This window comes from Bartonella sp. AP88HLJMH (assembly GCF_042195605.1).
In the GTDB taxonomy this organism is placed as follows: Bacteria; Pseudomonadota; Alphaproteobacteria; order Rhizobiales; family Rhizobiaceae; genus Bartonella.
Genome location: NZ_JBHIOR010000006.1, coordinates 61498 through 85955, shown reverse-complemented (window position 1 = coordinate 85955; position 24458 = coordinate 61498). Strand labels below are relative to the sequence as shown.

Sequence of the window (24458 nt, the reverse complement as noted above, 5' to 3'; positions counted from 1 at the left end):
CATTTGTTAATTTACATAGGACAATAAGAAATTTCTAAATTTGGTTGAGAAAAAAATCCTCAACCAATTCTTGCATTTTAGTAAGTAAAACTTTTTAATTAAAAAGCAGGTTTAACTTCTTCTAAATAAACACGTTTTCCATCCTGTATTTTAATGATACCAATAGGAATTTTAGGGTTATGATTTTCATCCATTGACATATCCCCAAAGGGGGTAGGAAAATCTTTTAATTGGCTAAGTGCGATAGTAATTTTTTCACGATCAGTGCTACCAGCATTTTCAATAGCCTTCATGAACATCATATAACTCGTGTATCCCAAAACAGAATTGATATTTGGCTCTTTGTCTGGGTAAGCTTTTTTCCATTCTTTTGTGAATTCTTGCGCAGCTACTGACATATTTGGCATATCCTCACTATAGGGAAGTGTCGTATGTAAGAAACCTTCTGCAGCTTTTCCTGCAATCGTAATGGTTTCTGGATTATCCATAGCATCTCCACCCATAATTTGAAATTTAGCCCCTAATTCTCGTGCTTGTTTCATGATGATAGCACCTTCAGAAAAGTAAGATGGAATGAATAAGATATCAGGTTTCTGGGCGATAATTTGCGTGAGAACAGCTGAAAAGTCCTGATCTCCAGAATTATAATTTAAATTTGAGATAACTTCACCACCTAATTTTTTGAAAGCACGCGTAAAATAACTTGCAAGACCAATAGCATAATCGCTTGAAATATCTTTAAGGATAGCAGCCTTTTTTGCGTGTAAAGTTTGGCTTACATAAGTTGCGATTCCTACTCCTTGATAGGAATCAATAAAGCAAGCACGAAAGTAATATTTTTTACCCTGTGTAACAAGGGGACTTGTTGAGGACGTTGCAATGGTTGGAGTCTTTGCCTTTTCAGATATTTCACCACCTGCTAACGAAAGTGAAGAACCATAGCTACCAATGATTCCCCTCACTTTTTCACTTGCTGTTAAACGCATAACAGCATTAGCCGCTTCTACTTTATCAGATTTATTATCAATAATAACAAGTTCCACTTTACGTCCTAAAATTTCTGGAACTTTTTTATGGGCTAATTCTATACCTCTAATTTCAAGCTGACCTCCAAATGCATTTTGACCACTTAATGGAAGATAAACACCAATCTTAATAGGTTCACTCGCATAAACATTTGCTGTAAATGCCATAAATGCTGCGATTATCGTAAGGATTTTCTTCAATTGCATTGCGCATTTTCCTTAATTGAATTGTCGTTTTTTCACCTTATATTGAACTTCTTCATCATGCAAGTTACACATTAATCAAAATATCATTATGTAAAAAAACTTTTATATGACCTCTTTTGTAGGGCACTTCTTGTAAGGTATGTAAAGTGTACAATCAAATAGTTTTATAAATATTCATGTTGATATTCTCTGACATTAACATGGAAGATACGACAATGTGGGGAAATCTTATCTTGGGGCTTGCGTGTTGATACAAGAGCAATGTTTACTTAAACCTAGAGAATCAATATCGTACAATTTACAAGCTACAGGATCACGTTATTATGACGAGTAAGGATGCATTAAAGGATTGTTCCCCATCTGAGGATAGTATAGGTGCTTGTGGGGAGATTATCGAAATCAGTGGTGTCATTAAGTGGTTTGATGGTAGTAAGGGGTATGGATTTATTGTACCTGATTTACCTCATTTTCCAGATATATTATTGCATGTTACGGTAATGCGAAGGGATGGTTTTCAAACAGCTTTAGAGGGAGCTAAAGTCATTTGTGCTGTGGAAAAAACTGAACGAGGGTTAAAGTGCGTTCAGGTGAAATCCATAGATTGTTCTTCAGCAATTCATCCATCAGAAGTTCCTGCCCGTACCCATGTTGTTGTTACTCCAGAAAGTGGACTAGAACGAGCAATTGTTAAATGGTTTAATCGTGACAAAGGATACGGTTTTCTTAGCCGAGGGCAAGGAACAGAAGATATTTTTATTCATATGGAAACATTGCGCCGTTTTGGTTTAGCAGAGCTTCGTTCCGGTCAAGTTGTTCTTGTACGTTTTGGTAAAGGAGAAAAAGGTTTAATGACAGCAGAGATTTATCCGGACATAGGCATTCCTTTAGCTACGCATTGAATTTCACGAGTGAAATCAGTGTGTTTTCTATATTTTTAAAGATGGTTATTCCGTAAATTGCTATAGAGGTAGATTTTTAAAGAAAATATGGCTCTCGTTAATCCATAAACCAAATGAAGAAAATTTCGCATATTACGTTGAAAAAAACTAGAAAATAACAAGGAAGCAATCCTCTTTTTTTTGACTTTTAAACTCTGGTACTTTTTATTTTAGAAACAAAATTTAAAATTTTTCTGTGGTGGAGACAAGAATGTTAAAGCCTTTTAAAAAGGGGTATATTGTTTTATTGGTGATGCTTTTTATGTTAGATATGCGTGTTGTTGTAGCAAAGGAGCCCATAGAGATTCCTGTGCATCCGATTCCTTTAGAAATACATACAAAGCAAGGTCCGGTTTTTTATAAGGTAGAGATTGCTTTTACGCCATCTCAAGCAGCAGCTGGTTTAATGTATCGAACTGATTTTCCACGCGATCGTGCAATGCTCTTTAAGCAGCAAAAAAGTTATCCATCGGGAGATGAGCAGAAAATTTTTATGTGGATGGCAAATACGCCTTTACCTTTAGATATGATTTTCTTAAACTCTGAGGGAATTATTGTATCGATTATTGAAAATACTTCTCCATTTTCAACAAATACCATTTCATCAGAAGTTCCTGCAGCTTTTGCACTTGAAATTAATGCTGGTGAAGTTTCTGAAAAACAGATACAAAAAGGACAACGTGTTATTCATCCTGTACTTTGTGGAAAGTGCAATAAAAAATGACCGCTGAAGATATTCGTTTTTTTGAATATAATGGTTTGCGATTTGCTTATCGAGAAGAAGGGCAGGGCGCGCCTATTTTGTTGATCCATGGTTTTGGATCTTCTGCACGGGTGAATTGGTATGCAACGGGTTGGTTTCGTATTCTCACTGAAGCAGGATATCGTGTTATTGCTCTTGATAATCGCGGTCACGGAGATTCAGTTAAAAGTTATGATCCTATCTTTTATACACCTCAAGCTATGGCTGGCGACGCAGTAAAGTTACTGCAGCATTTAGAGTTATCTAAAGCCCATGTTATGGGATATTCTATGGGGGCTCGTATTAGTGCTTTCATGGCTCTTTTGCATCCAACATATGTACACAGTGTTATTTTTGGTGGTTTAGGTATTGGTATGGTGACGGGAGCAGGAAATTGGGAGCCCGTTGCTGAGGCCCTTTTAGCAGAAGATATTTCCACTATTACCAATACGCGCGGTTTAATGTTCCGTAAATTTGCAGATCAAACGAAAAGCGATAGGCGTGCTCTTGCTGCTTGTATCATTACATCAAAACAGGAGTTAACGGCGTCTGAAGTTTACAAAATCAAACAACCAGCACTTGTTGCCGTTGGTTCATTAGATGAAATTGGCGGTGATGCAGAGCCATTGGCAGCCTTGTTGCCTTGTGGTGAAGCTTTATCAATTCCTGATCGAGATCATATGCTTGCTGTAGGCGATAAAGTTTATAAAAAAGGCGTTATCGATTTTCTTTCTCGTTATCCTATAAAATAAGAACTCTTCATAGCTTTTAGAATTTACAGAAATACCCAATATTTTTATTTCGTATAAATTGAAAAAAGCTTATTAAAAAATCTTTCTGTTATGACGTAAGTTTTTATAAAAAATGAAAAGAAAAATAAACTCTTATTAGCTTATTTTGTATATTTTCCAGAGAGGTAATTCTTCTAAGATTAGATAATTATACTTTAAAGGTTATTAAAAAGAATTATTTTCGAATGATGTAATAAATATTTTTTGCTAAAAAATGTAGTTTTAAATAAAAAAATATTTTTATTTGTATTTTTTATAAAATAAACAAACTTATAAATTATTGATCAATTTATTCTTACGAATATGCATTTTAAATACAGATGCTAAAATTGGAGATAAAGTAAAATTATTAAAAATATACAGTTTTTTTTGCCATTTTTTAATCTATACGGGTATATTTAATAATGATAGACTCCTTTTGTAAACGTTCTTTATGAATGTATAAAGAACGTTGTGAATATATGTAATATTAAGTAAATATTCAGATTATGCTTTTTTACTGACTTTACAGAATCATAAGAGTGTCTTATTTGCATGACACGCAATTGTTTTAATTGTCTCAAAAAATAGGAGAGTATAGTGAATGCTGATGAAATAAAAAAACTTAATAATTATTTAAAAAATATATTCCAAAACTCAGCATTGCACGTCAAAGCACGGCCTAAGAAGGATGATTCTTGTGAGGTTTATATGGGGGATGAGTTTTTAGGTATTATTTATCGAGATGAAGATGAAGATGAGCTGTCCTATAATTTTTCAATGGCTATATTAGATATTGACTTAGAAAATTGATTCGTTATTCATCGTTGAATGAAGCCTTTTTTCATCCTATAAGGTTTATATAAGGTTTATATAAGCTTTAATGCTTTAAAGCTCGTGTGGTTATTTCGTGCGATAATAAGGTGATCGTGGATAGTAATGCCTAATGCATTTGCTGCGTCTTTTAATCTGTATGTCATTGTTATATCTGCGTCAGATGGTGTGGAATCGCCAGAAGGGTGATTGTGGACTAAAATCAGTCCTGATGCGGATAACTCTAAAGCTCGAGAAATAACTTCACGAGGATAAACAGGGGTATGATCAATGGTTCCAGTTTGTTGCACCTCATCAGCAAGTAAGCCGTTTTTCTTATCAAGAAACAAAATACGAAACTGTTCACGTGTTTCGTGAGCCATAACAGCTTTACAATAAGCTAACACTTTATCCCATGATGAAAAAATATCGCGTTTAAATAATTGTGCACGAGCAAGACGTCCAGCAACATCTGAGATAATTTTTAAATCAATTGCAGTTGCGGGACCACATCCTTGAACTTCTTGAAGCCGGTGAATATCAGCTCCCAATACATCAGCTAATGAACCAAAACGTGCTATCAAATTTTTAGCTATGGGTTTTGTATTTGCGCGGGGGATTGTGCGAAAAAGCAATAATTCAAGATATTCATAATCTTCGATTGCATTTCCTTTTGACTTTAAATAGCGCTTCCGAAGACGTTCACGATGTCCTTGATAATGTTTATGAAGCTGTGCGTTTTTCTGAGGCTCTTCACTTTTTCTTTCTGATACTGGGGTGAGTGGAGAACTCGATGTTAATGCAAAGTGATTACTTTGAGTATCTTCCTTTTGATTTAATTTTTTAGCCATAACATCTCTACATTGCGTTAGGTATGGGAATTTGGAATATAAAAAATATTTTTAGGAGATTGTGTAAATATTTCATACCCTTCATTTGTAACACCAATTGTATGTTCATATTGTGCTGTCAGAGAGCGGTCACGGGTAACAGCAGTCCAACCGTCAGATAAAATCTTAACTTGTGGTTTACCAAGGTTAATCATAGGCTCAATTGTAAACATCATACCTTGTTTTAATTCAACTCCTTCTCCAGGATTTCCATAATGGAGAATATTGGGAGCATCATGAAAAAGCTGGCCGATACCATGTCCGCAAAAATCTCTCACAATTGAACAGCGTTCAGATTCTGCATACTGTTGAATGGCTGCCCCAATATCACCTGTCGTTGCTCCAGGCTTAACGACAGCGATTCCTTGCATAAGACTTTCATAGGTTATTTTTAGCAAGCGTTCTGCGGCACGCCTAATTTTTCCAACAGGATACATTCGGCTTGAATCCCCATGCCAACCATTAAGGATAAAGGTTACATCAACATTTACAATATCACCTTCTTGCAAAGGCCTTTTATTGGGAATGCCATGGCAGACAACGTGATTGATAGATGTACAGCATGAATGGCTGTATCCATGATAATTTAGATCAGCAGGAAGTGCTCCTCGCTTAGCTCCAAAAATAAATACAAAATCATCTATTTCTTGCGTAGTAACGCCCGGCTTAATAATATCTGTAAGCGCATCAAGGCATTCTGCAGCAATACGACCAACTTCACGCATTTTAGCAAAAGCATAATCATCGAAAATGCGGATTTTTCCATTAAATTTTAAAGGGATTTTATTATATTCGATATACTCAGTCATTGTTTCTTCTATTTTCTATTTTTACTCTCTGAATCGGAAAAATGCCTTCTACACTTACATGACACTTTACAGCATAACATTCTACTCCTGATTTTAATGCTAAATCAAACTTACGTCCATAGAGTGGATCAAGATCATGACAAATTGTAAAAGCTGAGCAATCTTCTCGTTGAATAATATAAAGCATAGCAGCTCGTTTTCCTTGTTGTACAACTCCTATGAGCTCATCAAGGTGACGTGCACCACGTTTTGTTTCGCTATCAGGAAATTCTGCTAATCCTTTCTGACGAATAAAATGAACATTTTTGACTTCTAGGTAACAATCAGGAAGAATGTCATCACGTAAAAGAAAGTCAATTCGTGATTGTGTCCCATAGCGTTGTTCTTTTAAAATTGTTTTATATCCATTTAATTCTGGTAGTAATCCGTTTTGAATTGCTTCTAACGCAAGTTTATTGGGTAAAGAAGTATTAATACCAACCAAAGTATTATCGGCTTCAATAATTTCTAATTGATAGGCATATTTTCGTTTGATGTTGTTATGATAAGAAAGCCAAATATTGGTGTTGAAAGCTGTTAATCCAAGCATTGATCCTGTATTAGGTACAGACACGGTGAGGACATGCTGATCATCTTGTTGAACATCTGCAAGGAAACGTTTATAACGACGGATAAGCTTTGCAGGAAAAAGTTTGGGAATAAAGTGCATATCCCTTTTTAGGATTTATGATTTCATAATTCAACTGAGATTATGATTTGCAGGGGCTGTTTCCTATTAAAAGTAGATAAAATTGATGTAAAAAACGCTACGATATCGTTCACTTTAATGGCTTTTAAAATTTATTATTAGGTTTAGAAACTATTATCTTTGAATGAAAAGATAACATTGTCTATAATTTATTATTAAACAGCATTAGAGTATTGTGAAAAAGGTTTCGTAAAAAATAGTGGAGAGGGAGATAGTTTAAGTGAAACTAGGTAAGATTGATGGCAGGAACGAATAAGAATCGTGAAAATTTAACAAATGGTCCCATTATTATTTTAGTTGAACCGCAGCTTCCTGAAAACATTGGTATGGTCGCAAGGGCAATGGCAAATTTTGGGCTTTCTAAGCTTCGATTAGTCAATCCTCGAGAAATGTTTCCAAATGAAAAAGCTAGAGCTGCTGCAAGTAAAGCTGATCATGTCATTAACAATGCTGTGATTTTTAACACATTGCGTGATTCAATTGCAGATTTACACTATGTTTTTGCCACAACAGCACGTGAAAGATGTGGATTTAAAACTGTAAAAAGTGCTGTCGAAGCAGCAAGCGTATTACGTCAGCGTGAAAGTATCGGACATAAGACCGGGATTGTCTTTGGAAGAGAGAGATGGGGACTAGAAAATGATGAAATCAGCCTTGTTGATGAAATTATTACTTTTCCAGTTAATCCTGCTTTTGCGTCACTTAATATTGCGCAAGCGGTTCTTTTAATGTCTTACGAATGGATGAAAACTGGTTTAGAGAATGTCAGCGATACAGCATTTCGTGCCGCAGAGATGGAACCTGCAAATAAAACAATATTTCATGGTTTTTTATCTCAGTTAGAAGAGGCTTTGAATATCCGTGGGTATTTTAGACCCCCAGAACGCAAAGAAGTAATGCTTGCAAATTTGCGCTCTGTTTTTACGCGCGCTAACTTTAGTGAACCTGAGGTTCGTTTATTGCGAGGCATTATATCTTCTTTGGATCATTTTTCGCCACAATATCCACGGGGGAGTAGAGCACCTGAAGAACGTGATCGTAAAAAAATTAAAAATAAGTGTGAAAACTAATGGATGAACGACCTGTTCTTTTTTTTGATAGCGGTATTGGTGGTTTAACAGTGTTTAGGGAAGCGCGTATTCTTATTCCTGAAATGCAATTTATCTATGTTGCTGATGATGCAGGATTTCCTTATGGAAATTGGAAAGAAAATATTTTGAAAGAGCGTATTTTGAAGATTTTTACAAATCTTTTAACACGTTACAATCCAGCTTTATGTGTAATTGCTTGCAACACTGTTTCTACACTGATGATAGCAGATTTACGACAGAATTTTCCTCATGTCCCTTTTGTAGGAACGGTTCCTGCAATTAAATCAGCTGCTGAACAAACAAAATCTGGTTTTATTTCCGTATTAGCGACTCCTGGAACAGTTAAACGTGCTTATACAAATGAATTAATTAACTCTTTTGCTGGACAGTGTCATGTTCAGCTTGTGGGAAGTAAAAAGCTGGCTGGACTTGCTGAAGATTATTTACGGGGAAAATCTATCGATTCAGAAGAGTTAAGAAAAGAAATCCTGCCATGTTTTGTGGAAAAAAATGGACAATATACGGATGTTATTGTTTTAGCCTGCACACATTATCCTTTTTTGATTAATTTCTTTCGTGAACATGCTTTATGGTCCGTTGAGTGGATTGATCCGGCGAAAGCGATCGCCAAACATATCAGATCTTTATTACCATTGTCGGGAAAGATACACCATCAATATATAAAGAAATATCAAGATTTTGCGTTGTTGACATCGAAAAATATCACTTCTTTAACGGAGAATTTGTTTAAAGGATTTGGCTTAAAACTCATGAAAGGAGTTGACTTTGGGTTACGAGACCAATAATGGTGATCTAGCTATTTTTTCAAGAAAATAGCATTAATTGACGTGTCCCGTGGATAACTTTGCATATTGATATGTTAAGGTGTTCTGTCAGTCTTTAGTATTTAAAGGCAGAGGAGGGCGCGTTTCCTTGGGGTCTTAAGATCTCGTGTTTTATTTTATAAGGAAATGCGATGAGTAAACGCGAAACAACAAAGTATAAAATTGACCGTCGTATGGGAGAAAATATTTGGGGGCGTCCAAAATCTCCTGTCAATCGTCGTGATTATGGTCCAGGTCAGCATGGACAGCGTCGTAAAGGAAAACTTTCTGACTATGGGGTTCAGTTGCGCGCTAAACAGAAATTGAAAGGGTTTTATGGAGATATTTCAGAAAAACAATTTCATAAAACCTATGAAGAAGCAGCTCGTCGACGGGGCGATACTGGTGAAAATCTTATCGGTCTGTTAGAATCACGTTTGGATGCTGTTGTTTATCGTGCAAAATTCGTACCTACGATTTTTGCTTCTCGCCAATTTATCAATCACGGTCATGTTAATGTCAATGGGCGGCGCACAAACATTCAATCTTATCGTTGTAAACCAGGTGATGTTATTGAGGTTCGGGAAAAATCGAAACAACTTGTTTTAGTGTTAGAATCAGTGCAATTGGCAGAACGTGATGTCCCTGATTATATTGAAGCAGATCATAAACAGATGAAAGCAACCTTTACACGTATTCCTGCTTTTGCAGATGTTCCTTATGCTGTGCAAATGGAACCTAATCTGGTTGTTGAATTTTATTCTCGATAATTTTTCTGTAAGAGAAATTGTTTCTCTCTTCTATTATGATAACTTCAAAATATTGTGTTATTCTTACAGTATTTGAAGTTAATAAGTTCTTTTTGTAAATGGTTCTATATTAAGTTTATTGCTATGTTTTATAGTCATAAATTTGTATAGTTCCATTTCTTTTTTGTGTATCTAATTTATAAATTCAAAAAACATAAATGTAAGCTTGCTTTAATATTTGTTTTTATCTTTGCAAAACGAGCCGTTTATTGTGCAGGATATGGTATTATGAATGATGTTTCAGTTGAATATCAGGCAATAGAAGAAAACAAAGGGAGAGATGATCCTTTAATAAGCGAAGCAGATAATTGTCATCCAATGTTTCGTGTTGCTCCTTCAAGCGTAGAATTTAATAAATTGCGCAAACGACTTTTACGTCATATGCGACAAGCTTTGGATGATTTTTCTATGCTCTCTACAGGGAAAAAATGGCTTGTTGCTTTATCGGGTGGAAAAGACTCTTATGGTTTATTAGCGCTTCTTTTAGACTTAAAGTGGCGAGGTCTTTTATCCGTTGAAATTCTAGCCTGTAATCTTGATCAAGGGCAACCAGGATTTCCTAAGCATATTCTTCCAGACTTTTTAAGTTCTTATAAAATTCCATATCGTATTGAATATCAGGATACTTATTCCATTGTTACAGATAAATTGGCAGAGTCGCAGACATATTGTTCACTTTGTTCTCGATTACGACGTGGTAATCTCTATCGTATTGCACGTGAAGAGGGATGTTCTGCATTAGTTTTAGGTCATCATCGTGATGATGTTTTAGAAACATTTTTTATGAATTTGTTTCACGGTGGCCGATTAGCTGCCATGCCTGGAAAACTTAAAAATGATGAAGGAGATCTTTTTGTGTTACGTCCTCTTGTTTATGCTGCTGAGGAAGATATGGAAAAATTTTCTCAAGAAATGCAATTTCCAATTATTCCTTGTAATCTTTGCGGTAGTCAAGATGGATTACAACGTAATGCAATGAAAGAAATGCTGAAAAATATAGAAAGACAAATGCCAGGACGTAAAGATACGATGATTCGCGCTTTAACAAATGTACGCCCAAGTCATTTGCTTGATAAGAAATTCTTTGATTTTAAAACGTGTTAATAAAAATTAGATATTTTAAAAATAAGTTTAAAGAGTTTAAGATAAGATACTTATTTATAATGATAATTTATTTTTTTTCATTTAAATATCGTCAGATTGTTTTGTTTCAAATTCTCTTATATTGCAACCATAAAAAACATCCGTTTGCATATCACAAAGGAAATTCTTGTGTGCATAAAACACTCTTGAAAAAAGTTTCCTTTCACTAACCAATGACTGTCGTAATATGAAAAATGGGAAAATAGTACGGTTGTCGATTTGCTCTTTTGTTAATTAAAAATGGTGAGCCTTGTGTGGATTTTATTCTTTTTCGCCGCCGTCACCGCCATTTAAAGCTCATTTAAGGCATTAAATTAAGAGAATATATAACTGCTTGGTATTTTGGGAGTGTATAGCAAACATTCAGAGTAAGGATTGCTCGTAAATTCTCATGAAGTAAGTCACATGATCGGTTCTTGTTATGAAAAGTCGCTTTTTTATAAACCAATGCTGAAGAAATCTTCATCATTGAGGACAGGGAAGGAGTTAAATTTTTAAACTGCTATACCATAAAGGTCATAGGCATCCGATTGTTCGATTTTAACGGTGACAAATTCACCAACACGCAGTGGGCGTCGTGATGATATATGGACAACACCATCTATTTCTGGAGCATCGTACTGACTACGTCCTTTGGCAACTTTTCCTTGACTTTCATCGATAAGCACTCGGAGTCTTTTTCCAATTTTTTTCTTTAAAAGATGTGTAGAAATTTGTTGTTGTTTTGCCATAAAACGATGCCAGCGGTTTTCTTTCACCTCTTCAGGAATATTTTCTAATCCCAAATCATTTGCGGCAGCTCCTTTTACTTCTTCATATTTAAAGCACCCCGCGCGTTCAATTTTTGCTTCTTCTAGCCATTCTAGAAGTATATTAAAATCTTCATTCGTTTCACCAGGAAAACCAACGATAAATGTTGATCGCAAAGTAAGATCTGGACATATTTTCCGCCATTTTTCAATTCTACGGTTTGTTTTTTCCATAAGTGCGGGACGCTTCATGTGACGCAAAACAGTTGGTGATGCATGCTGAAAAGGTATATCCAGATAAGGAAGAATTTTTTTTGCAGCCATAAGTTCGATAACTTCATCAACATGGGGATAAGGATAAACGTAATGCATACGTACCCAAATACCCATATCGCCTAGTTCGCGACAAAGATCAAAGAATTTAGTTTTGATTGTACGATCTTTCCAAGAATTTTCGAGATATTTAAGATCAACACCATAAGCACTCGTATCCTGTGAAATAACCAAAAGTTCTTTTACACCCGCTTGCACGAGTTTTTCAGCTTCACGAAGAACATCGCTGATGGGACGTGAAGTGAGATCACCACGCAAAGTAGGGATGATACAAAAACTACACCGATTAGAGCATCCTTCAGAAATCTTTAAGTAGGCGTAATGGCGAGGTGTTAAACGAATACCTTGGGGAGGAACTAAATCAAGAAAAGGATCATGAACAGGAGGAATTGCTGTATGAACAGCTTCTATAACGCTTTCATAAGCTTGCGGTTTTGTAATAGCCAATACATTAGGATATGTTTGGCGAATAGCATCAGGATCAGCACCAAGACACCCTGTTACAATAACTTTTCCATTTTTTTTAAGAGCTTCATCAATATTGGCTAATGATTCTCTCCTTGCCGAGTCAAGAAAACCACAGGTATTCACAATAACGACATCAGCTCCTTGATGTTGACGTGAAATCTCATACCCTTCAGAGCGAAGGCGTGTAATAATTCGCTCAGAATCTACGAGTGCTTTTGGGCATCCGAGGGAGACAAAACTAATACGAGGTGCTACCATGATGATCCTACAATTACTATGAATGATTGAGTTACGCTTTTATTAATTTAAAAATAATGTTCTTTATTTTTATACCTATGCAATACAATCTGTTACAAAGTTATTTGATTTTTTTCTACAAAATTTTATGTGTTTGTATGCATGCATACAATTTTGTCTTATTATATCGTAAAATTCCGTTATTGAGGATGATGATATAAGACAGCTTCCTTCAAAGCATTTAAGTTCTTTTCAAAGTACGTGGTGAATATTTTAAAACTTACTTGTCAAGCCTTGCATTAAGTGAAGAACATGGAGGGAAAGGAAAGTGAAACCCGCTCGATAAGGATCTGGATTGTTTATAAACCGAATTGGGGGCATCCTTTGGCTGTGGAGAAGAAGTCAATTGCGTGTGGCACAATAAAAAAATACTCAATAGCTTCTTATTGCGATATATATCGCGTACTATAAGGTTTATTTTTTAATATTTGCGAATAAGTCCGGTAAGTTTGCCTTGTATTTCTACACGCTCAGATTCGTATGTCCGTACTTCATAATGAGGATTTGCAGCTTCTAATGCAATAGAAGCTCCTTTGCGTCGATAACGTTTTAATGTGGCTTCTTTTTTATCAATAAACGCAACAATAATTTCACCTGTTATTGCTGTATTTTGACGTTTCACAATGATCGTATCTTTATCAAAGATACCAGCCTCCATCATAGAATCATCTTTAACTTCTAATGCGTAGTGCTCACCTGTATTAACCATATCGAGTGGAAGAGAAAGGCTGTTTATTTGTTGCAGTATAGCAGAGGCGGGTACGCTCGCAGAAATACGTCCCATAATAGGAATGGTGATATTTTTTTTTTCTTCTTCATCAAAGGGACTCAAGCTTTTTGATATTTCCCTTTTCTTTCTTTCTATCATACTGGGAGAAATTTTACGTGCTAAAGAAAGGTTAAATGTTATTTTTTCAGGGAGTCGAATCACCTCCACAGCACGAGCACGATTGGGCAAGCGACGTATAAAACCTCGTTGTTCTAAGGCTATAATGAGCTTATGAATACCAGACTTTGAAGAAAGTTCTAATGCATTTTTCATTTCTTCAAAAGAAGGAGGAACACCAGTTTCTTTTATATGGTTATGAATAAACAAGAGTAGCTCATATTGTTTACATGTTAACATTCAATATTCCAATCAAAATAATAAAAATTAGTAAAGTAAAAATACATGTATATATAGCACTTTTACAATTTTTATCGCCAAATAAAAATTATTTTCTTTGTTTTTGATCTTATCATTTAATAAATCAATATGTTTATTTATAGATATATTTAAATTATTATTTATATACTATATATATTAATATTAAATAAAGTATATATATATATATATATACTTTATAGTTCTGACTGAATTATCTAACACCAAATTTTATGACCAGTATTATCCTTTTCTTCTAAAAATATATCTACATGTTTTCTAATTTCTGATATAAAAAAGTTAAATAGAAGGCATTCTATATATTTAGAACTCTCTATGGGTATTTAAAATCATTTTACATACTGCATATTATTTCTGCTTTTTTATTCTTAGTAAAATTATCTACAGCTCTAATAGTGAACACAATTTATAGTCATTCGAGATATTTTCAATGAGACTAAATTTTGCTTCATATCTACTTTATTCTATAGGATAAACTGGCTTTCGTTATATATTCATTATGCATAAATAAAATTATACTCTCAAAATGCCATTGTTGCTCATTGTTCCATTTTCAGGTCTAACGTGTCAACTGCTATATACTATTTTCATGAACCCTAATGTTGCGATAAATTTTGATTATTGAAAGGAGGCATAAAAGGTATTTTCATTTCTTTTTTATAGTTTTATTCTCTCACTTATATTGGTTAAGAAAATCCTTTTTATTGTTTCAATATAAAAAAGGTTTGAAATGAGATAAGCTTACAGTATTTGAGACTTCTCACTCAAGTGAAAAAAATGATAAATTATTATAAATCAATATATTATCTTATAAATCTGTATTTATATTTAAAAATTGAACACTAAGATATAAAAATAATATTATAATAAAAGGTATTTTTTCTTCTCTACCCATTATGCTCAACAACCCATGTGAGGGGAAGGGGGGTAATTTCTCATAATTTTAACGCTTCGAATCTATGCAATATTTTGCAGTAAAATTTTTCCTTTATTGAAACTTCAAAAATAAGATTAAAGAGTACTTATACAATGATGAAGTAAAGGGGCGAAAACGGAAAATTATTGATAACTGAAGAAAATAATAATATTTTTTTCCAAAAGGTGTTGACCAAATGGAAAGTCAACCGTATGTTCCCTTCACTTTCTGCAAACTAGATAGTATGCAAACTAGATAGCTTGTGTGAGAGCGCGTAGCTCAGCTGGTAGAGCAACTGACTTTTAATCAGTAGGTCCAGGGTTCGAATCCCTGCGCGCTCACCAAATTTAAGTAATATCAATAGGCTATAAAAAATTTAAGAATCTTTTTTTGATTCTTTTTGAAGTTTTTATTGATTCTATAGTCTGTCATTTTTTTATCAGCTGTTTTGGAATAGAGCGATGCTATGCTGTCTCCTTTCCAACAAAAAAGAGTTTTAAGCTTACGGATAGGGTTGTACCTGCGTTGGCAGCATATGCGGTTTCTAATTTTCTCAATCCATAGGTGGTATTTTAAATACCTACTGCATTACATGATTCGCAAAACAGTTGCTAAAATCACCACTTATTCACACTTATATTATGAAATGAATTTTCTATAAGATGTTGATTTATTTAACTTTTAATCTTTTTAACATCTACTATATTACATTTATTTCGTATGAAAACCATAAAAAGGTTAACAATACGTTAATTTTTTGATAAAAGGGGCCAATTCAAGAGTGGTATATACGCGAGGGGAATCATTTAAAAACGTAAATTCTTCCGTTGCGTACAAAAAGCGTGACGTGGTTTTACAAGTAGTACTTAACAGAAATAAGTGGACTGAATAGATGCCTTCAAATAGAAAAAAGAAAATTACTTTTATGATTAAACCAACACTTCAATTGTTTTCTATGATCGTCATTTCTCAGTCACTGGTATCTTGTTGCGCAAGCCAAACTATGAATTTTTCAATAAAAGATTCCTATCATAATAAACCAATTAACGTAAACACTTCTGTACTACCTCAACAAGTATCCAATAAGAAGAATCAATCGGAAGAAAAAAAGCGTGGACGAGCGATTGTTGGTAAACCTTATCAAATAAAAGGAAAGTGGTATTATCCTCAAAGTGATCCAACTTATAAACGTGTTGGCGAAGCATCATGGTATGGTTCAGATTTTCATGGACGTTTAACTGCCAACGGTGAAATTTATGACATGAATCTTTTGACTGCTGCTCATCCTACAATGCCTTTACCTAGCTATGCTCGTGTTACTAATTTGAAAAATGGGTCTTCAATCGTTGTTAGAGTGAATGATCGCGGACCTTTTATGAAAGACAGAATCATTGATTTATCAAGGCAAGCTGCGGCAATATTGGGGTATGTAGATAGGGGGGTCGCAGATGTTAAAGTAGAATATATTGCTGAAGCACCTGTTGGCTATTATGATGCTGCATATTTAATGTCCTCTTATACTCCTGGAAATGCTGCCCCATATTCATTAGCGTCGGAAAATGTTGCGAAAAAAAGAGAAACTGTTTTGTTAAAAGAGCAGCGCAATACAAGGAACAAAAAAGAATTAGCTAAAGCAGCTGCTGTTGAACAAGAACAACGTAATAAAACTGTTGCAGTTAAATTGCCAGAAATTGGTCCTATCATGGTTGATAAGCCGATACCATTCGATCAAGTTGCTTCTATAAATAAGCTAAACAAAAAAACAAAGGTTAATTGGCTACAACTGTTTTAAGAAAAAATGCATTGATTTTTTATCTATATAATTTTCTAGTAAAAAAGGTAAGAAATTACGGATTTAGTGTAGGATTTTTATCTTAAAGCGCTTTGTCCTTTTCAAAAAGCGTGGTTGGGTTCTATTATTATAAATTCAGTACGGCCTTTCCACTCCATTGCTGGTCTATTCGTCGTTATTATGATATTGCTTGCTTAATAAAGCGTGTACTTTTCTTGCTGTAATAGCTTTTGCTAGACGAAGGTAAATTATTGTGTCAGTCTGTTTGTGTAATCTCTAAAACAACTTGTACAATCGATTTGAGAGGAATAAAAAGCTTAACAAGTAAAAAAATATTTTCTTTTGATTCGGCCTTGCATCTTTCTAAAGTATCTACGGTAATATCTTATGAAAAGATTATGCATTATCTCATGCTTTTGTTTATCATGTTCTTTAATGGAGTAAGTTCCCTCACGAAAAACAGAGCGTCTCAAACAAAATACACTTACATTGCCAATTCATGGACTTATTTAAAAGAGACATACTTTAACATGCTACAAGTCTATTTTGCGACAGCGCCTGTGAATGGTATAACTGTTAACGCCTTTAGACATCAGCATCTTTACACTTATGAAGATATAAATCGACACCATCATACACTTTGCAAATCCCCAATGTTTTATGCGATAATTCTTAACACTTGAGAGGTTTATAAGAAGTATTTTTACTCTCTTTTTTAATAACTTTATCCATATACGAACCCTACTTATGACGCGTAAGTAAGCGATTGTATTGAATTAAATATGAGAGGAAATATAACGAAAAAATCTTACAGTATTTTTAATCAGATCCACGTTAAAATATTATAATTTATCATAAAAAATCAATGTACTATCAATATAAAACAATAAATAAAAAAATCTTTTTGTCTCTCACACTTTAAAAGATTAAAATGAATCTACGTGGAAGATAAAAAGTGCAGCATATTACTTTTGTTAACGCTGAATAAAAATAAAATCTTTTCTTGAGTTGTCAATAATTCCTTAATTTGCGGAAATAAAAAAGTTTTTTCCTATATAAGATTCTTTATGTTGATCTTTGGGATGGGAGGAGCAGCTATGTATACAGCATTAAGGATCTTATTGATATTATGGGGAGTATTGGCATTTGATACGTGGGGGAGAGCACAAGATTTTCAAACTCCCGCATCACAACTGTTATTACTCGATGATGATACAGAGACAATACTTTATGAAAAACAAAGTGATATTCCTTTTTTTCCTGCTTCATTAGTAAAATTGATGACAGCAGAAGTTGTATTTCATCAATTAAAAAAAGGATTATTAAAAAGTACGCAGAAATTCAAGGTCAGTGAAAATGCTTGGCGCAAAGGTGGAGCACCTTCCGGTACAACCACTATGTTTGCAAAGATAAAGACAGAAATCAGTGTTTCTGATCTTTTACGTGGTTTAATTATTGTGAATGGAAATGATGCTGCTATTATTCTTGCTGAAGGAATATCAGGACATGAAGATCATTTTGTAAAACTGATGAATCAGCGCGCAAAAATAATCGGATTATCTCAGAGTCATTTTGTTAATGCTACAGGGCTACCCGAAGAGGGACAATTTGTAACTGTGCGTGATATGATTATATTAGCACGTCATATTGTTCAGGAATATCCGGATTATTATGCACTTTATTGTGAGCCTCATTTTACATGGAATAATATTTTTCAACGTAATAAAAATCCTCTTATTTCTAAGGAAATTGGTGTAGAAGGATTTGGTTTTGGCTACAGTGAAAAAGAAGGTTTTTCAATGGTTGCCACCATTTCTAAAAATCATCGACGGCTTTTTTTAGCAATCAATGGTTTGCAAGATGGTAAAAAATATACAAAAGAAATAGAACGCATTCTTCAATGGGGGATGACGGCATTTGATCTCAAAACAATTTTCACAAAAGAAGAAACGGTTGGTCGTGCTTCTGTTTACGGTGGTAAGAAAAATTTTGTTCCACTCATTGTTAAAACACCAATAAGTTTTATGCTTTCGAATGAAAAAAAAGTAAATGTTAAAGCAAAAATTAAATATCATGGTCCATTGAAAGCCCCCATCGTTTCTGGGCAATCAGTTGGTGTTATTCAAATTTTAGAAGATAAAAAGGTTCTTCTGGAAAAACTAGTTTTTGCCGGAATGAATATTCAGGAAGGAAGTTTCTTTGCAAAAGTAAAAAATGCATTCTATGAAATAACAATTGGATGGTTACGGAAATATTTGTAGTTACGCGCTAATAAGGTTAAGGTCATACGTGTCAGGTTATTTTATTACATTCGAAGGAGGGGAGGGGGTAGGAAAAACGGTGCAGATTTCTTTACTTGCTGAGTCTCTCTCTCACCAAGGTTATGATGTTGTTACAACACGAGAACCAGGAGGAACGCCAGGAGCAGAAGCAATCCGGCATATTTTGTTGTCGGGGCAGGCGCAACAGTATGGACCGTTGATTGAAGCTGTTTTGTTTACAGCTGCACGCGCTGACCATTTTCATGAAGTTATTGCACCTTCTTTGCAAAAAGGTAAAATCGTTTTATGTGACCGCTTTATTGATTCTACACGCGTTTATCAAGGACTCAATAATAGAGTCAGTTCTTCTCTTCTTTCTGTTTTAGAGTGTATTGCGCTCAATGGTATTTTGCCTCATTTAACATTTTTATTAGATATGCCAGCAATGTGTGGTATGAAGCGTGCAAATTTACGAAGAAAAAAAACAGAAGAAATTGATTATTTTGAAAAAGATCAGTTGGAAATTCAAGAACAAAGACGTCAGGCTTTTCTTCAATTGGCCAAACAAGAACCCCATAGATTTCGAGTCATTGATGCCACTGGCTCAGTGGAAGCTATTGCTCATCAAATAAAAAATATTTGTCATCAGGTATTGTTGGATCAGCTTTCATGAGTAATTTAAATACCTTACGCCAATATGATGATATTGATACAATTTTATCACCATCCCAGAACAATGTTATCTTTGGTCATGAGGATGTGCGTCATTTTTTGACACAAATGCTTAAAGAAGAGCGTTTGCATCATGCATTATTATTTGAAGGAGAATACGGGATTGGAAAGGCTACATTAGCCTTTCATCTTGCTTGGAACATTTTAAGTTTTCAACAGAGTTCTTTCTTGAAACCCGATCCTTATTCTACCCCATGGCGCCAAATTACACAAGGAAGTCACCCTGGTCTTTTGTATATTTCACGTCGATTTGATGTGAAAACACAAAAGTTTAAAACAGGAATACTCGTTGATGATATCCGTGATATTATGCATTTTTTAAGTCGAACATCGCAAGATAATGGATGGCGTATTGTTATTATTGATTCTGCAGATGATATGAATAGAAATGCAGCAAATGCAATTCTCAAAATACTTGAAGAACCACCTACAAAAACGTTATTTGTTATTATCGCACATTCTTCAGGAAAATTGCTTCCAACAATCCATTCACGGTGTCAAAAAATTTCTTTTCGTCCGTTGAATAACGATGAAATGAAAAAAGTTATTATACATATTTTCGCCGATCAGGATTTACCTGATGGAAAAACAATTGAAATGATTATTAAAAAATCTAAAGGAAGTCCTCGAAAAGCCGCTTTACTTATTTGCCATGGCGGTCTTGAAGTTATTAAAACAATTGATGCTCTCCTAGAGAAACCTGTTTGTAACGCAACAATTGTACATACTCTTGCACAAACATTTTCATCTGCTTCTTCTACATTCCAATTTCAACAATTTTGTGATGAAATTCTTAATAAAATTCAAAAAAAAGCTATCATGCTCGTTGAAAAGGGAGACTTATTTCTCTCAAAAAAATATGCGGAAAAATGGCAGGAGATTCATCAAGAAATAGAGGAAATACAACTGTTTAATCTCGATAAAAAGCAGTTTGTTATTAACTTACTTTTTAAAGTTCATAAGATCATTCATGAGAATTAGTTTTTCCGTGACAATGCGATGAACAAGCGTTATGTCATTATATCTTCTATTTATAGCGTTTTACAACGAGTATGACATGCGTGACACATATTACATAACAACTCCCATTTTTTATCCTAATGGTGCTCCACATATTGGACATGCTTATAGTGCCATTGCAAGCGATGTTTTAGCCCGCTTTCAACGGTTAAATGGAAAAAATGTATTTTTTCTTTCTGGTACAGATGAGCATGGTCTCAAGATGCAACAAACCGCAGCTGCATTAGGCATGACACCTCAGCAACTTGCAGATCGTAATAGTGCGGTGTTTCAAAAAATGCTTGCAGTATTAAATTGTTCTAACGATGATTTTATCCGTACGACAGAAGAACGCCATTATCAAGCTTGTCAAGAAATTTGGAAAAAGATGGAAGCAAATGGCGATATTTATCTCGGTCGTTATACGGGGTGGTATTCGGTTCGCCAAGAAGCCTATTATGAAGAAAAAGATACGGAAATTGGAGCAGACAACATCCGTCGTGAGAAAGAATTAGGCTCTCCAGTTGAATGGAATGAAGAAGAAAGTTATTTTTTTAGACTTTCTCATTATGAAAAGGCTCTTCTTGAATATTATGAAAAACATCCTGATTTTATTGCTCCATTTGAGCGGCGTAATGAAATTATAAGTTTTATCAAATCAGGTTTAAAAGATATCTCTATTTCACGCGCAAGTTTTAACTGGGGAATTGCTGTTCCTGAGAATCCAAAGCACGTGATGTATGTCTGGGTTGATGCGCTTACAAATTATCTATCAGCAATAGGTTTTTTCAATGAAAATTCAAAAAAACGTGATTTTTGGCCTGCAAATACGCATATTATTGGTAAGGATATTATTCGTTTTCATGCAGTCTATTGGCCGGCATTTTTAATGTCTGCTGGAATTGAATTGCCTAAAAATATTTTTGCACATGGTTTTTTACTTAATCGTGGTGCAAAAATGTCAAAATCTATTGGAAATGTCGTTGATCCTTTTGAAATGGTTGATCATTATGGTCTTGATCAGGTCCGTTATTTCCTTCTCCGTGAAGTGCCATTCGGACAAGATGGTAGTTATAGTCATGAAAGCCTTGTGAACCGTATTAATGCTGATCTTGCTAACGATCTTGGTAATTTAGCACAGCGCTGTTTGTCTATGATTGCCAAAAATTGTAATGCACAAGTCCCGAAACCAGCTTCATTTTTAGCTCAAGATAAACAGCTTTTAGAACAATCTCTTCAAGTACTTGAAACTGTACACCAAGCTATGTCTTCTTATAGTATGCATTTAGCACTTTCAGCTATTTTTTCAATTGTAGCAGATGCCAATCGCTATTTTGCCAACGAACAACCTTGGAGTTTACGTAAAAACGATCGAGAACGATTTTCTACAGTTCTTTATATAACTGTAGAAATCTTGCGGAGAATAGGAATTATGCTTTTGCCTTTCATACCCCAATCAGCAGCGAAACTTCTTGATAGCCTTGCGGTTGCTGAAGATGATCGGTTATTGTATCATATAAGTCATTCAAAAATTCAAGAAGGGCTTGATCTTCCACCACCAGAACCAATTTTTCCTCGTTATATCTTGAAGAAAGAAGATACTCATCATGTTGATTGATACACATTGTCATCTTGATTTTGAAGACTTTTCACAAGATTTGGATAATGTTATCCAACGGGCTTTAGATGCTGACGTTAAACGTATGATAACAATTTCAACCCATGTTCATAAGTTAGATAAACTGTTAGCCATTGCGCAAAGCTATGATCAAGTCTTTTGTTCCGTTGGAACACACCCCAATCACGCGCATGAAGAACAAAATATTACAGCGGAAGAGCTTATACAGCTCTCGAATCACCCTAAAATTGTTGCGTTTGGGGAAGGGGGCCTTGATTATCATTATGATTACTCTACACCAGAAGAGCAAAAGAAAGTTTTTCAAGAACATATCATTGCTTCTCGAGAAACACAGATTCCTCTTGTTATACATTCACGCAATGCCGATATCGATATGGAGAAAATATTACGTGAACAGACAAAAGAAGGAGCTTTTCCCTTTATCCTCCATTGTTATTCGTCTGGAATGCAACTTGCTCGTGCTGGAATTGAACTTGGTGGTTATATTTCTTTTTCGGGTATTCTTACTTTTAAAAACGCACTTGAAATCCGTGAAATAGCAAAAATTGTGCCCCATGAGCATTTGTTAGTGGAAACAGATGCTCCATTTTTAGCACCTAGTCCCCATCGGGGCAAAACAAATGAACCATCTTTTGTATGTTATACAGCAGCTGTTTTGGCTGAAACAATTGGCTTAAGCATTGAAGAAACAGCTCAAATAACAACGCGTAATGCTTTTCGTTTATTTAGCAAAATGAAATAAGGCAAAAGATATGTGTGATCAATACCGATTTACAATATTAGGTTGTGGTCCTTCTCCAGGAGTGCCAAGACCTAATGGTGATTGGGGAACATGTGATCCGAATAACCCTAAAAATAAACGCTACAGAAGTTCTTTATTAGTTGAACGTATTAAACCTTCAGGAGGCAAAACAACGATCGTTATTGATACAGGTCCAGATTTTCGCTCACAAATGATCGATGCGCGTGTAAGCCATCTTGATGCTGCTCTTTACACGCATTCTCATGCAGACCATATCCACGGTATTGATGATTTACGCAGCTATGCACTTGCACAAAAATGTTTAATAGATATCTATGCCGACAGATTTACACTAGAGCATCTCAAAAGTGCTTTCGGATATTGTTTTCAAACTCCAAAAGATTCATCTTATTCTCCCATTTTAAAAGAGCATCTTATCAATGAAGATAGCCAATTTATTATTCAGGGGCAGGGCGGAGAAATAAGCGTCAATACACATTTACAACACCACGGAAACATTCATTCCTTAGGTTTTCGGATTGGGAATGTTGCCTATTGTACGGATGTTAGTGAATTTCCTGAAAAAACTTTATCCAAATTAATGGATTTGGATGTTCTCATCATTGAAGCTCTTCAATTTAAATCCCATCCGAGTCATTTTTCTGTTGATCAAGCATTACAGTGGATAGAATATTTAAAGCCGAAACAAGCAATACTCACACATATGGACAGATCGCTGGATTACAATAAGGTTATAAATTACGTTCCATCCTATGTAAAACCTGCATATCAAGGTCTTACTTTCGAAACAACTGCATAAGCTTATTCATACAATATTTTACGTTAAATAAAGTTTTTTGAACATTATCCTTTATTTTGTTTTATTTTTGACATAAATGTTACTTTTTTATGTTTAAAATGAGGTTTTTATGTATAAGAATTTTAAGCGGGGTGTATGTATTGCCGTTTTAGCAGTTTCCTTGACAGCATGTGGGGGGCGTTTAGAAAAAAATATTGCAACGACAACATTACATGATGGATCAATGAGTTGCACCGATATTCAACGGGAGTTTTTTGCTAATAAACGACAGATTAATGATACAATTAGAGAGCGTTCTACAGCAAGAAATAAAAATGTAGCTTTAGCAGCGGCAGGTGTTGTATTTTTACCTGCTCTATTTTTTATGGATCCTAAATCCAGTGAAAGCAATGAAATTTCGGCTTTAAATAATCGTAATGCTGTTTTGAGTGATCTTGCACGTATGAAACGTTGTAAAATAGTACAGTAATTTTTCTTATTTATCATATGTAATTTCATTTTTTGGTCTTTAAGGAATATACCTTAAAGACCAAATCGAAATTAATGGATTTGGATGTTCTCATCATTGAAGCTCTACTCACACATAATTACAATGTGGTCGTAAATTACGTCCCATCCTATGTAAAACCTGCATATCAAGGTCTTACTTTTTAAACAGATGCGTGAACTTATTAACGAAATATATTTTTGTTGATAGTATATTTGTTAAAATTTTAATCTTACTTTTGCTCTATTT

At 34.6% G+C, this 24458-nt stretch carries 21 protein-coding genes, 1 tRNA gene and 2 pseudogenes; 18 read left to right on the top strand and 6 right to left on the bottom strand.

What is annotated here, in order from left to right:
• Nucleotides 1–98 precede the first annotated feature (98 nt).
• Nucleotides 99–1232: an ABC transporter substrate-binding protein gene (locus tag ACFIMA_RS04515; RefSeq protein WP_375693133.1), complete on the bottom strand. Its 1134-nt coding sequence runs from the start codon at nt 1230–1232 to the stop codon at nt 99–101.
• A 323-nt stretch (nt 1233–1555) separates the two neighbouring features.
• Here ACFIMA_RS04515 and ACFIMA_RS04510 point away from each other — a divergent pair, with 323 nt between their 5' ends.
• The 4 genes from ACFIMA_RS04510 (at nt 1556) to ACFIMA_RS04495 (ending at nt 4495) form a co-directional block, all read left to right on the top strand.
• Complete coding sequence (locus ACFIMA_RS04510; protein WP_273791031.1) at nt 1556–2131, top strand: cold-shock protein; 576 nt, start codon at nt 1556–1558, stop codon at nt 2129–2131.
• A gap of 250 nt (nt 2132–2381) precedes the next feature.
• Entirely contained in the window at nt 2382–2894 is a 513-nt protein-coding gene (locus ACFIMA_RS04505; protein WP_375632220.1) for a DUF192 domain-containing protein, read from the top strand.
• Nucleotides 2891–3664, top strand: coding sequence for an alpha/beta fold hydrolase (locus ACFIMA_RS04500; protein WP_375611926.1), 774 nt, complete (start codon nt 2891–2893; stop codon nt 3662–3664). The genes ACFIMA_RS04505 and ACFIMA_RS04500 overlap by 4 nt, the downstream gene beginning before the upstream one ends.
• 618 nt (nt 3665–4282) lie before the next feature.
• Nucleotides 4283–4495 carry a DUF3126 family protein gene (locus ACFIMA_RS04495; protein WP_375606888.1) on the top strand — a complete coding sequence of 71 codons (213 nt, stop codon included), beginning with the start codon at nt 4283–4285 and terminating at the stop codon, nt 4493–4495.
• 56 nt (nt 4496–4551) lie between these two features.
• Here the strand turns inward: ACFIMA_RS04495 and radC are convergent, their stop codons facing one another.
• From radC to sfsA, 3 genes are read right to left on the bottom strand one after another with little or no spacing between them, the layout of a single operon-like run.
• Nucleotides 4552–5346 carry a DNA repair protein RadC gene (radC, locus tag ACFIMA_RS04490; RefSeq protein ID WP_375693134.1) on the bottom strand — a complete coding sequence of 265 codons (795 nt, stop codon included), beginning with the start codon at nt 5344–5346 and terminating at the stop codon, nt 4552–4554.
• 17 nt (nt 5347–5363) lie between these two features.
• On the bottom strand, nt 5364–6194 hold the full coding sequence (gene map / locus ACFIMA_RS04485; protein ID WP_375693135.1) for a type I methionyl aminopeptidase: 831 nt from the start codon (nt 6192–6194) through the stop codon (nt 5364–5366).
• Nucleotides 6187–6903 carry a DNA/RNA nuclease SfsA gene (sfsA, locus tag ACFIMA_RS04480; protein WP_375611922.1) on the bottom strand — a complete coding sequence of 239 codons (717 nt, stop codon included), beginning with the start codon at nt 6901–6903 and terminating at the stop codon, nt 6187–6189. The genes map and sfsA overlap by 8 nt, the downstream gene beginning before the upstream one ends.
• 278 nt (nt 6904–7181) lie before the next feature.
• On the opposite strand from sfsA, the pseudogene ACFIMA_RS04475 reads away from it, so the two are divergent.
• The 4 genes and pseudogenes from ACFIMA_RS04475 to ttcA all read left to right on the top strand — a co-directional run bounded on the left by ACFIMA_RS04475 (nt 7182) and on the right by ttcA (nt 10770).
• A pseudogene (locus ACFIMA_RS04475) lies at nt 7182–8019 on the top strand (RNA methyltransferase).
• Complete coding sequence (murI, locus tag ACFIMA_RS04470) at nt 8012–8839, top strand: glutamate racemase (protein WP_375664666.1); 828 nt, start codon at nt 8012–8014, stop codon at nt 8837–8839. Before ACFIMA_RS04475 ends, murI begins: the two are co-directional and overlap by 8 nt.
• Before the next feature lie 170 nt (nt 8840–9009).
• A complete protein-coding gene (gene rpsD, locus ACFIMA_RS04465; RefSeq protein ID WP_273722651.1) occupies nt 9010–9627 on the top strand; it encodes a 30S ribosomal protein S4 in 618 nt (205 codons plus the stop codon).
• A 267-nt stretch (nt 9628–9894) separates the two neighbouring features.
• Nucleotides 9895–10770: a tRNA 2-thiocytidine(32) synthetase TtcA gene (gene ttcA / locus ACFIMA_RS04460; RefSeq protein WP_375634106.1), complete on the top strand. Its 876-nt coding sequence runs from the start codon at nt 9895–9897 to the stop codon at nt 10768–10770.
• 533 nt (nt 10771–11303) lie between these two features.
• Here ttcA and rimO read toward each other — a convergent pair.
• Nucleotides 11304–12617, bottom strand: coding sequence for a 30S ribosomal protein S12 methylthiotransferase RimO (rimO, locus tag ACFIMA_RS04455; RefSeq protein ID WP_375629851.1), 1314 nt, complete (start codon nt 12615–12617; stop codon nt 11304–11306).
• 460 nt (nt 12618–13077) lie between these two features.
• Nucleotides 13078–13782 (bottom strand): transcriptional repressor LexA, encoded by a 705-nt coding sequence (gene lexA, locus ACFIMA_RS04450; RefSeq protein WP_375693136.1) that lies wholly within the window; start codon nt 13780–13782, stop codon nt 13078–13080.
• Between the two features lie 1223 nt (nt 13783–15005).
• On the opposite strand from lexA, the gene ACFIMA_RS04445 reads away from it, so the two are divergent.
• The 10 genes and pseudogenes from ACFIMA_RS04445 to ACFIMA_RS04400 all read left to right on the top strand — a co-directional run.
• Nucleotides 15006–15081 (top strand) — tRNA-Lys (locus tag ACFIMA_RS04445).
• A 548-nt stretch (nt 15082–15629) separates the two neighbouring features.
• Nucleotides 15630–16529: a septal ring lytic transglycosylase RlpA family protein gene (locus ACFIMA_RS04440; RefSeq protein ID WP_375610370.1), complete on the top strand. Its 900-nt coding sequence runs from the start codon at nt 15630–15632 to the stop codon at nt 16527–16529.
• Between the two features lie 1097 nt (nt 16530–17626).
• A complete protein-coding gene (locus ACFIMA_RS04435) occupies nt 17627–18790 on the top strand; it encodes a D-alanyl-D-alanine carboxypeptidase family protein (protein WP_375632224.1) in 1164 nt (387 codons plus the stop codon).
• A gap of 28 nt (nt 18791–18818) precedes the next feature.
• Entirely contained in the window at nt 18819–19463 is a 645-nt protein-coding gene (gene tmk, locus ACFIMA_RS04430) for a dTMP kinase (RefSeq protein ID WP_375632225.1), read from the top strand.
• The gene (locus ACFIMA_RS04425) at nt 19460–20503 is read left to right on the top strand and encodes a DNA polymerase III subunit delta' (RefSeq protein WP_375693137.1); all 1044 of its coding nucleotides are present in this window, start codon (nt 19460–19462) and stop codon (nt 20501–20503) included. Before tmk ends, ACFIMA_RS04425 begins: the two co-directional genes overlap by 4 nt.
• A 76-nt stretch (nt 20504–20579) precedes the next feature.
• Complete coding sequence (gene metG / locus ACFIMA_RS04420; RefSeq protein ID WP_375629838.1) at nt 20580–22139, top strand: methionine--tRNA ligase; 1560 nt, start codon at nt 20580–20582, stop codon at nt 22137–22139.
• Nucleotides 22129–22902, top strand: a complete 774-nt coding sequence (locus tag ACFIMA_RS04415; protein WP_375652615.1) for a TatD family hydrolase — start codon at nt 22129–22131, stop codon at nt 22900–22902. The genes metG and ACFIMA_RS04415 overlap by 11 nt, the downstream gene beginning before the upstream one ends.
• Nucleotides 22903–22912: 10 nt before the next feature.
• Nucleotides 22913–23722 carry an MBL fold metallo-hydrolase gene (locus tag ACFIMA_RS04410; RefSeq protein ID WP_375632228.1) on the top strand — a complete coding sequence of 270 codons (810 nt, stop codon included), beginning with the start codon at nt 22913–22915 and terminating at the stop codon, nt 23720–23722.
• A gap of 109 nt (nt 23723–23831) precedes the next feature.
• Entirely contained in the window at nt 23832–24191 is a 360-nt protein-coding gene (locus ACFIMA_RS04405) for a hypothetical protein (RefSeq protein ID WP_375606871.1), read from the top strand.
• A 56-nt stretch (nt 24192–24247) separates the two neighbouring features.
• Nucleotides 24248–24376 (top strand): annotated as a pseudogene (locus ACFIMA_RS04400) (MBL fold metallo-hydrolase); the annotation flags it as partial.
• Nucleotides 24377–24458 lie beyond the last annotated feature (82 nt).

Excerpts from the sequence above, each read along its gene's own strand:
- ACFIMA_RS04515 (WP_375693133.1), bottom strand. The coding sequence starts at position 1,232 with ATGCAATTGAAGAAAATCCTTACGATAATCGCAGCATTTATGGCATTT.
- ACFIMA_RS04510 (WP_273791031.1), top strand. The coding sequence starts at position 1,556 with ATGACGAGTAAGGATGCATTAAAGGATTGTTCCCCATCTGAGGATAGT.
- ACFIMA_RS04505 (WP_375632220.1), top strand. The coding sequence starts at position 2,382 with ATGTTAAAGCCTTTTAAAAAGGGGTATATTGTTTTATTGGTGATGCTT.
- ACFIMA_RS04500 (WP_375611926.1), top strand. The coding sequence starts at position 2,891 with ATGACCGCTGAAGATATTCGTTTTTTTGAATATAATGGTTTGCGATTT.
- radC (WP_375693134.1), bottom strand. The coding sequence starts at position 5,346 with ATGGCTAAAAAATTAAATCAAAAGGAAGATACTCAAAGTAATCACTTT.
- map (WP_375693135.1), bottom strand. The coding sequence starts at position 6,194 with ATGACTGAGTATATCGAATATAATAAAATCCCTTTAAAATTTAATGGA.
- sfsA (WP_375611922.1), bottom strand. The coding sequence starts at position 6,903 with ATGCACTTTATTCCCAAACTTTTTCCTGCAAAGCTTATCCGTCGTTAT.
- murI (WP_375664666.1), top strand. The coding sequence starts at position 8,012 with ATGGATGAACGACCTGTTCTTTTTTTTGATAGCGGTATTGGTGGTTTA.
- rpsD (WP_273722651.1), top strand. The coding sequence starts at position 9,010 with ATGAGTAAACGCGAAACAACAAAGTATAAAATTGACCGTCGTATGGGA.
- ttcA (WP_375634106.1), top strand. The coding sequence starts at position 9,895 with ATGAATGATGTTTCAGTTGAATATCAGGCAATAGAAGAAAACAAAGGG.
- rimO (WP_375629851.1), bottom strand. The coding sequence starts at position 12,617 with ATGGTAGCACCTCGTATTAGTTTTGTCTCCCTCGGATGCCCAAAAGCA.
- lexA (WP_375693136.1), bottom strand. The coding sequence starts at position 13,782 with ATGTTAACATGTAAACAATATGAGCTACTCTTGTTTATTCATAACCAT.
- ACFIMA_RS04440 (WP_375610370.1), top strand. The coding sequence starts at position 15,630 with ATGCCTTCAAATAGAAAAAAGAAAATTACTTTTATGATTAAACCAACA.
- ACFIMA_RS04435 (WP_375632224.1), top strand. The coding sequence starts at position 17,627 with ATGTATACAGCATTAAGGATCTTATTGATATTATGGGGAGTATTGGCA.
- ACFIMA_RS04425 (WP_375693137.1), top strand. The coding sequence starts at position 19,460 with ATGAGTAATTTAAATACCTTACGCCAATATGATGATATTGATACAATT.
- metG (WP_375629838.1), top strand. The coding sequence starts at position 20,580 with ATGCGTGACACATATTACATAACAACTCCCATTTTTTATCCTAATGGT.
- ACFIMA_RS04415 (WP_375652615.1), top strand. The coding sequence starts at position 22,129 with ATGTTGATTGATACACATTGTCATCTTGATTTTGAAGACTTTTCACAA.
- ACFIMA_RS04410 (WP_375632228.1), top strand. The coding sequence starts at position 22,913 with ATGTGTGATCAATACCGATTTACAATATTAGGTTGTGGTCCTTCTCCA.
- ACFIMA_RS04405 (WP_375606871.1), top strand. The coding sequence starts at position 23,832 with ATGTATAAGAATTTTAAGCGGGGTGTATGTATTGCCGTTTTAGCAGTT.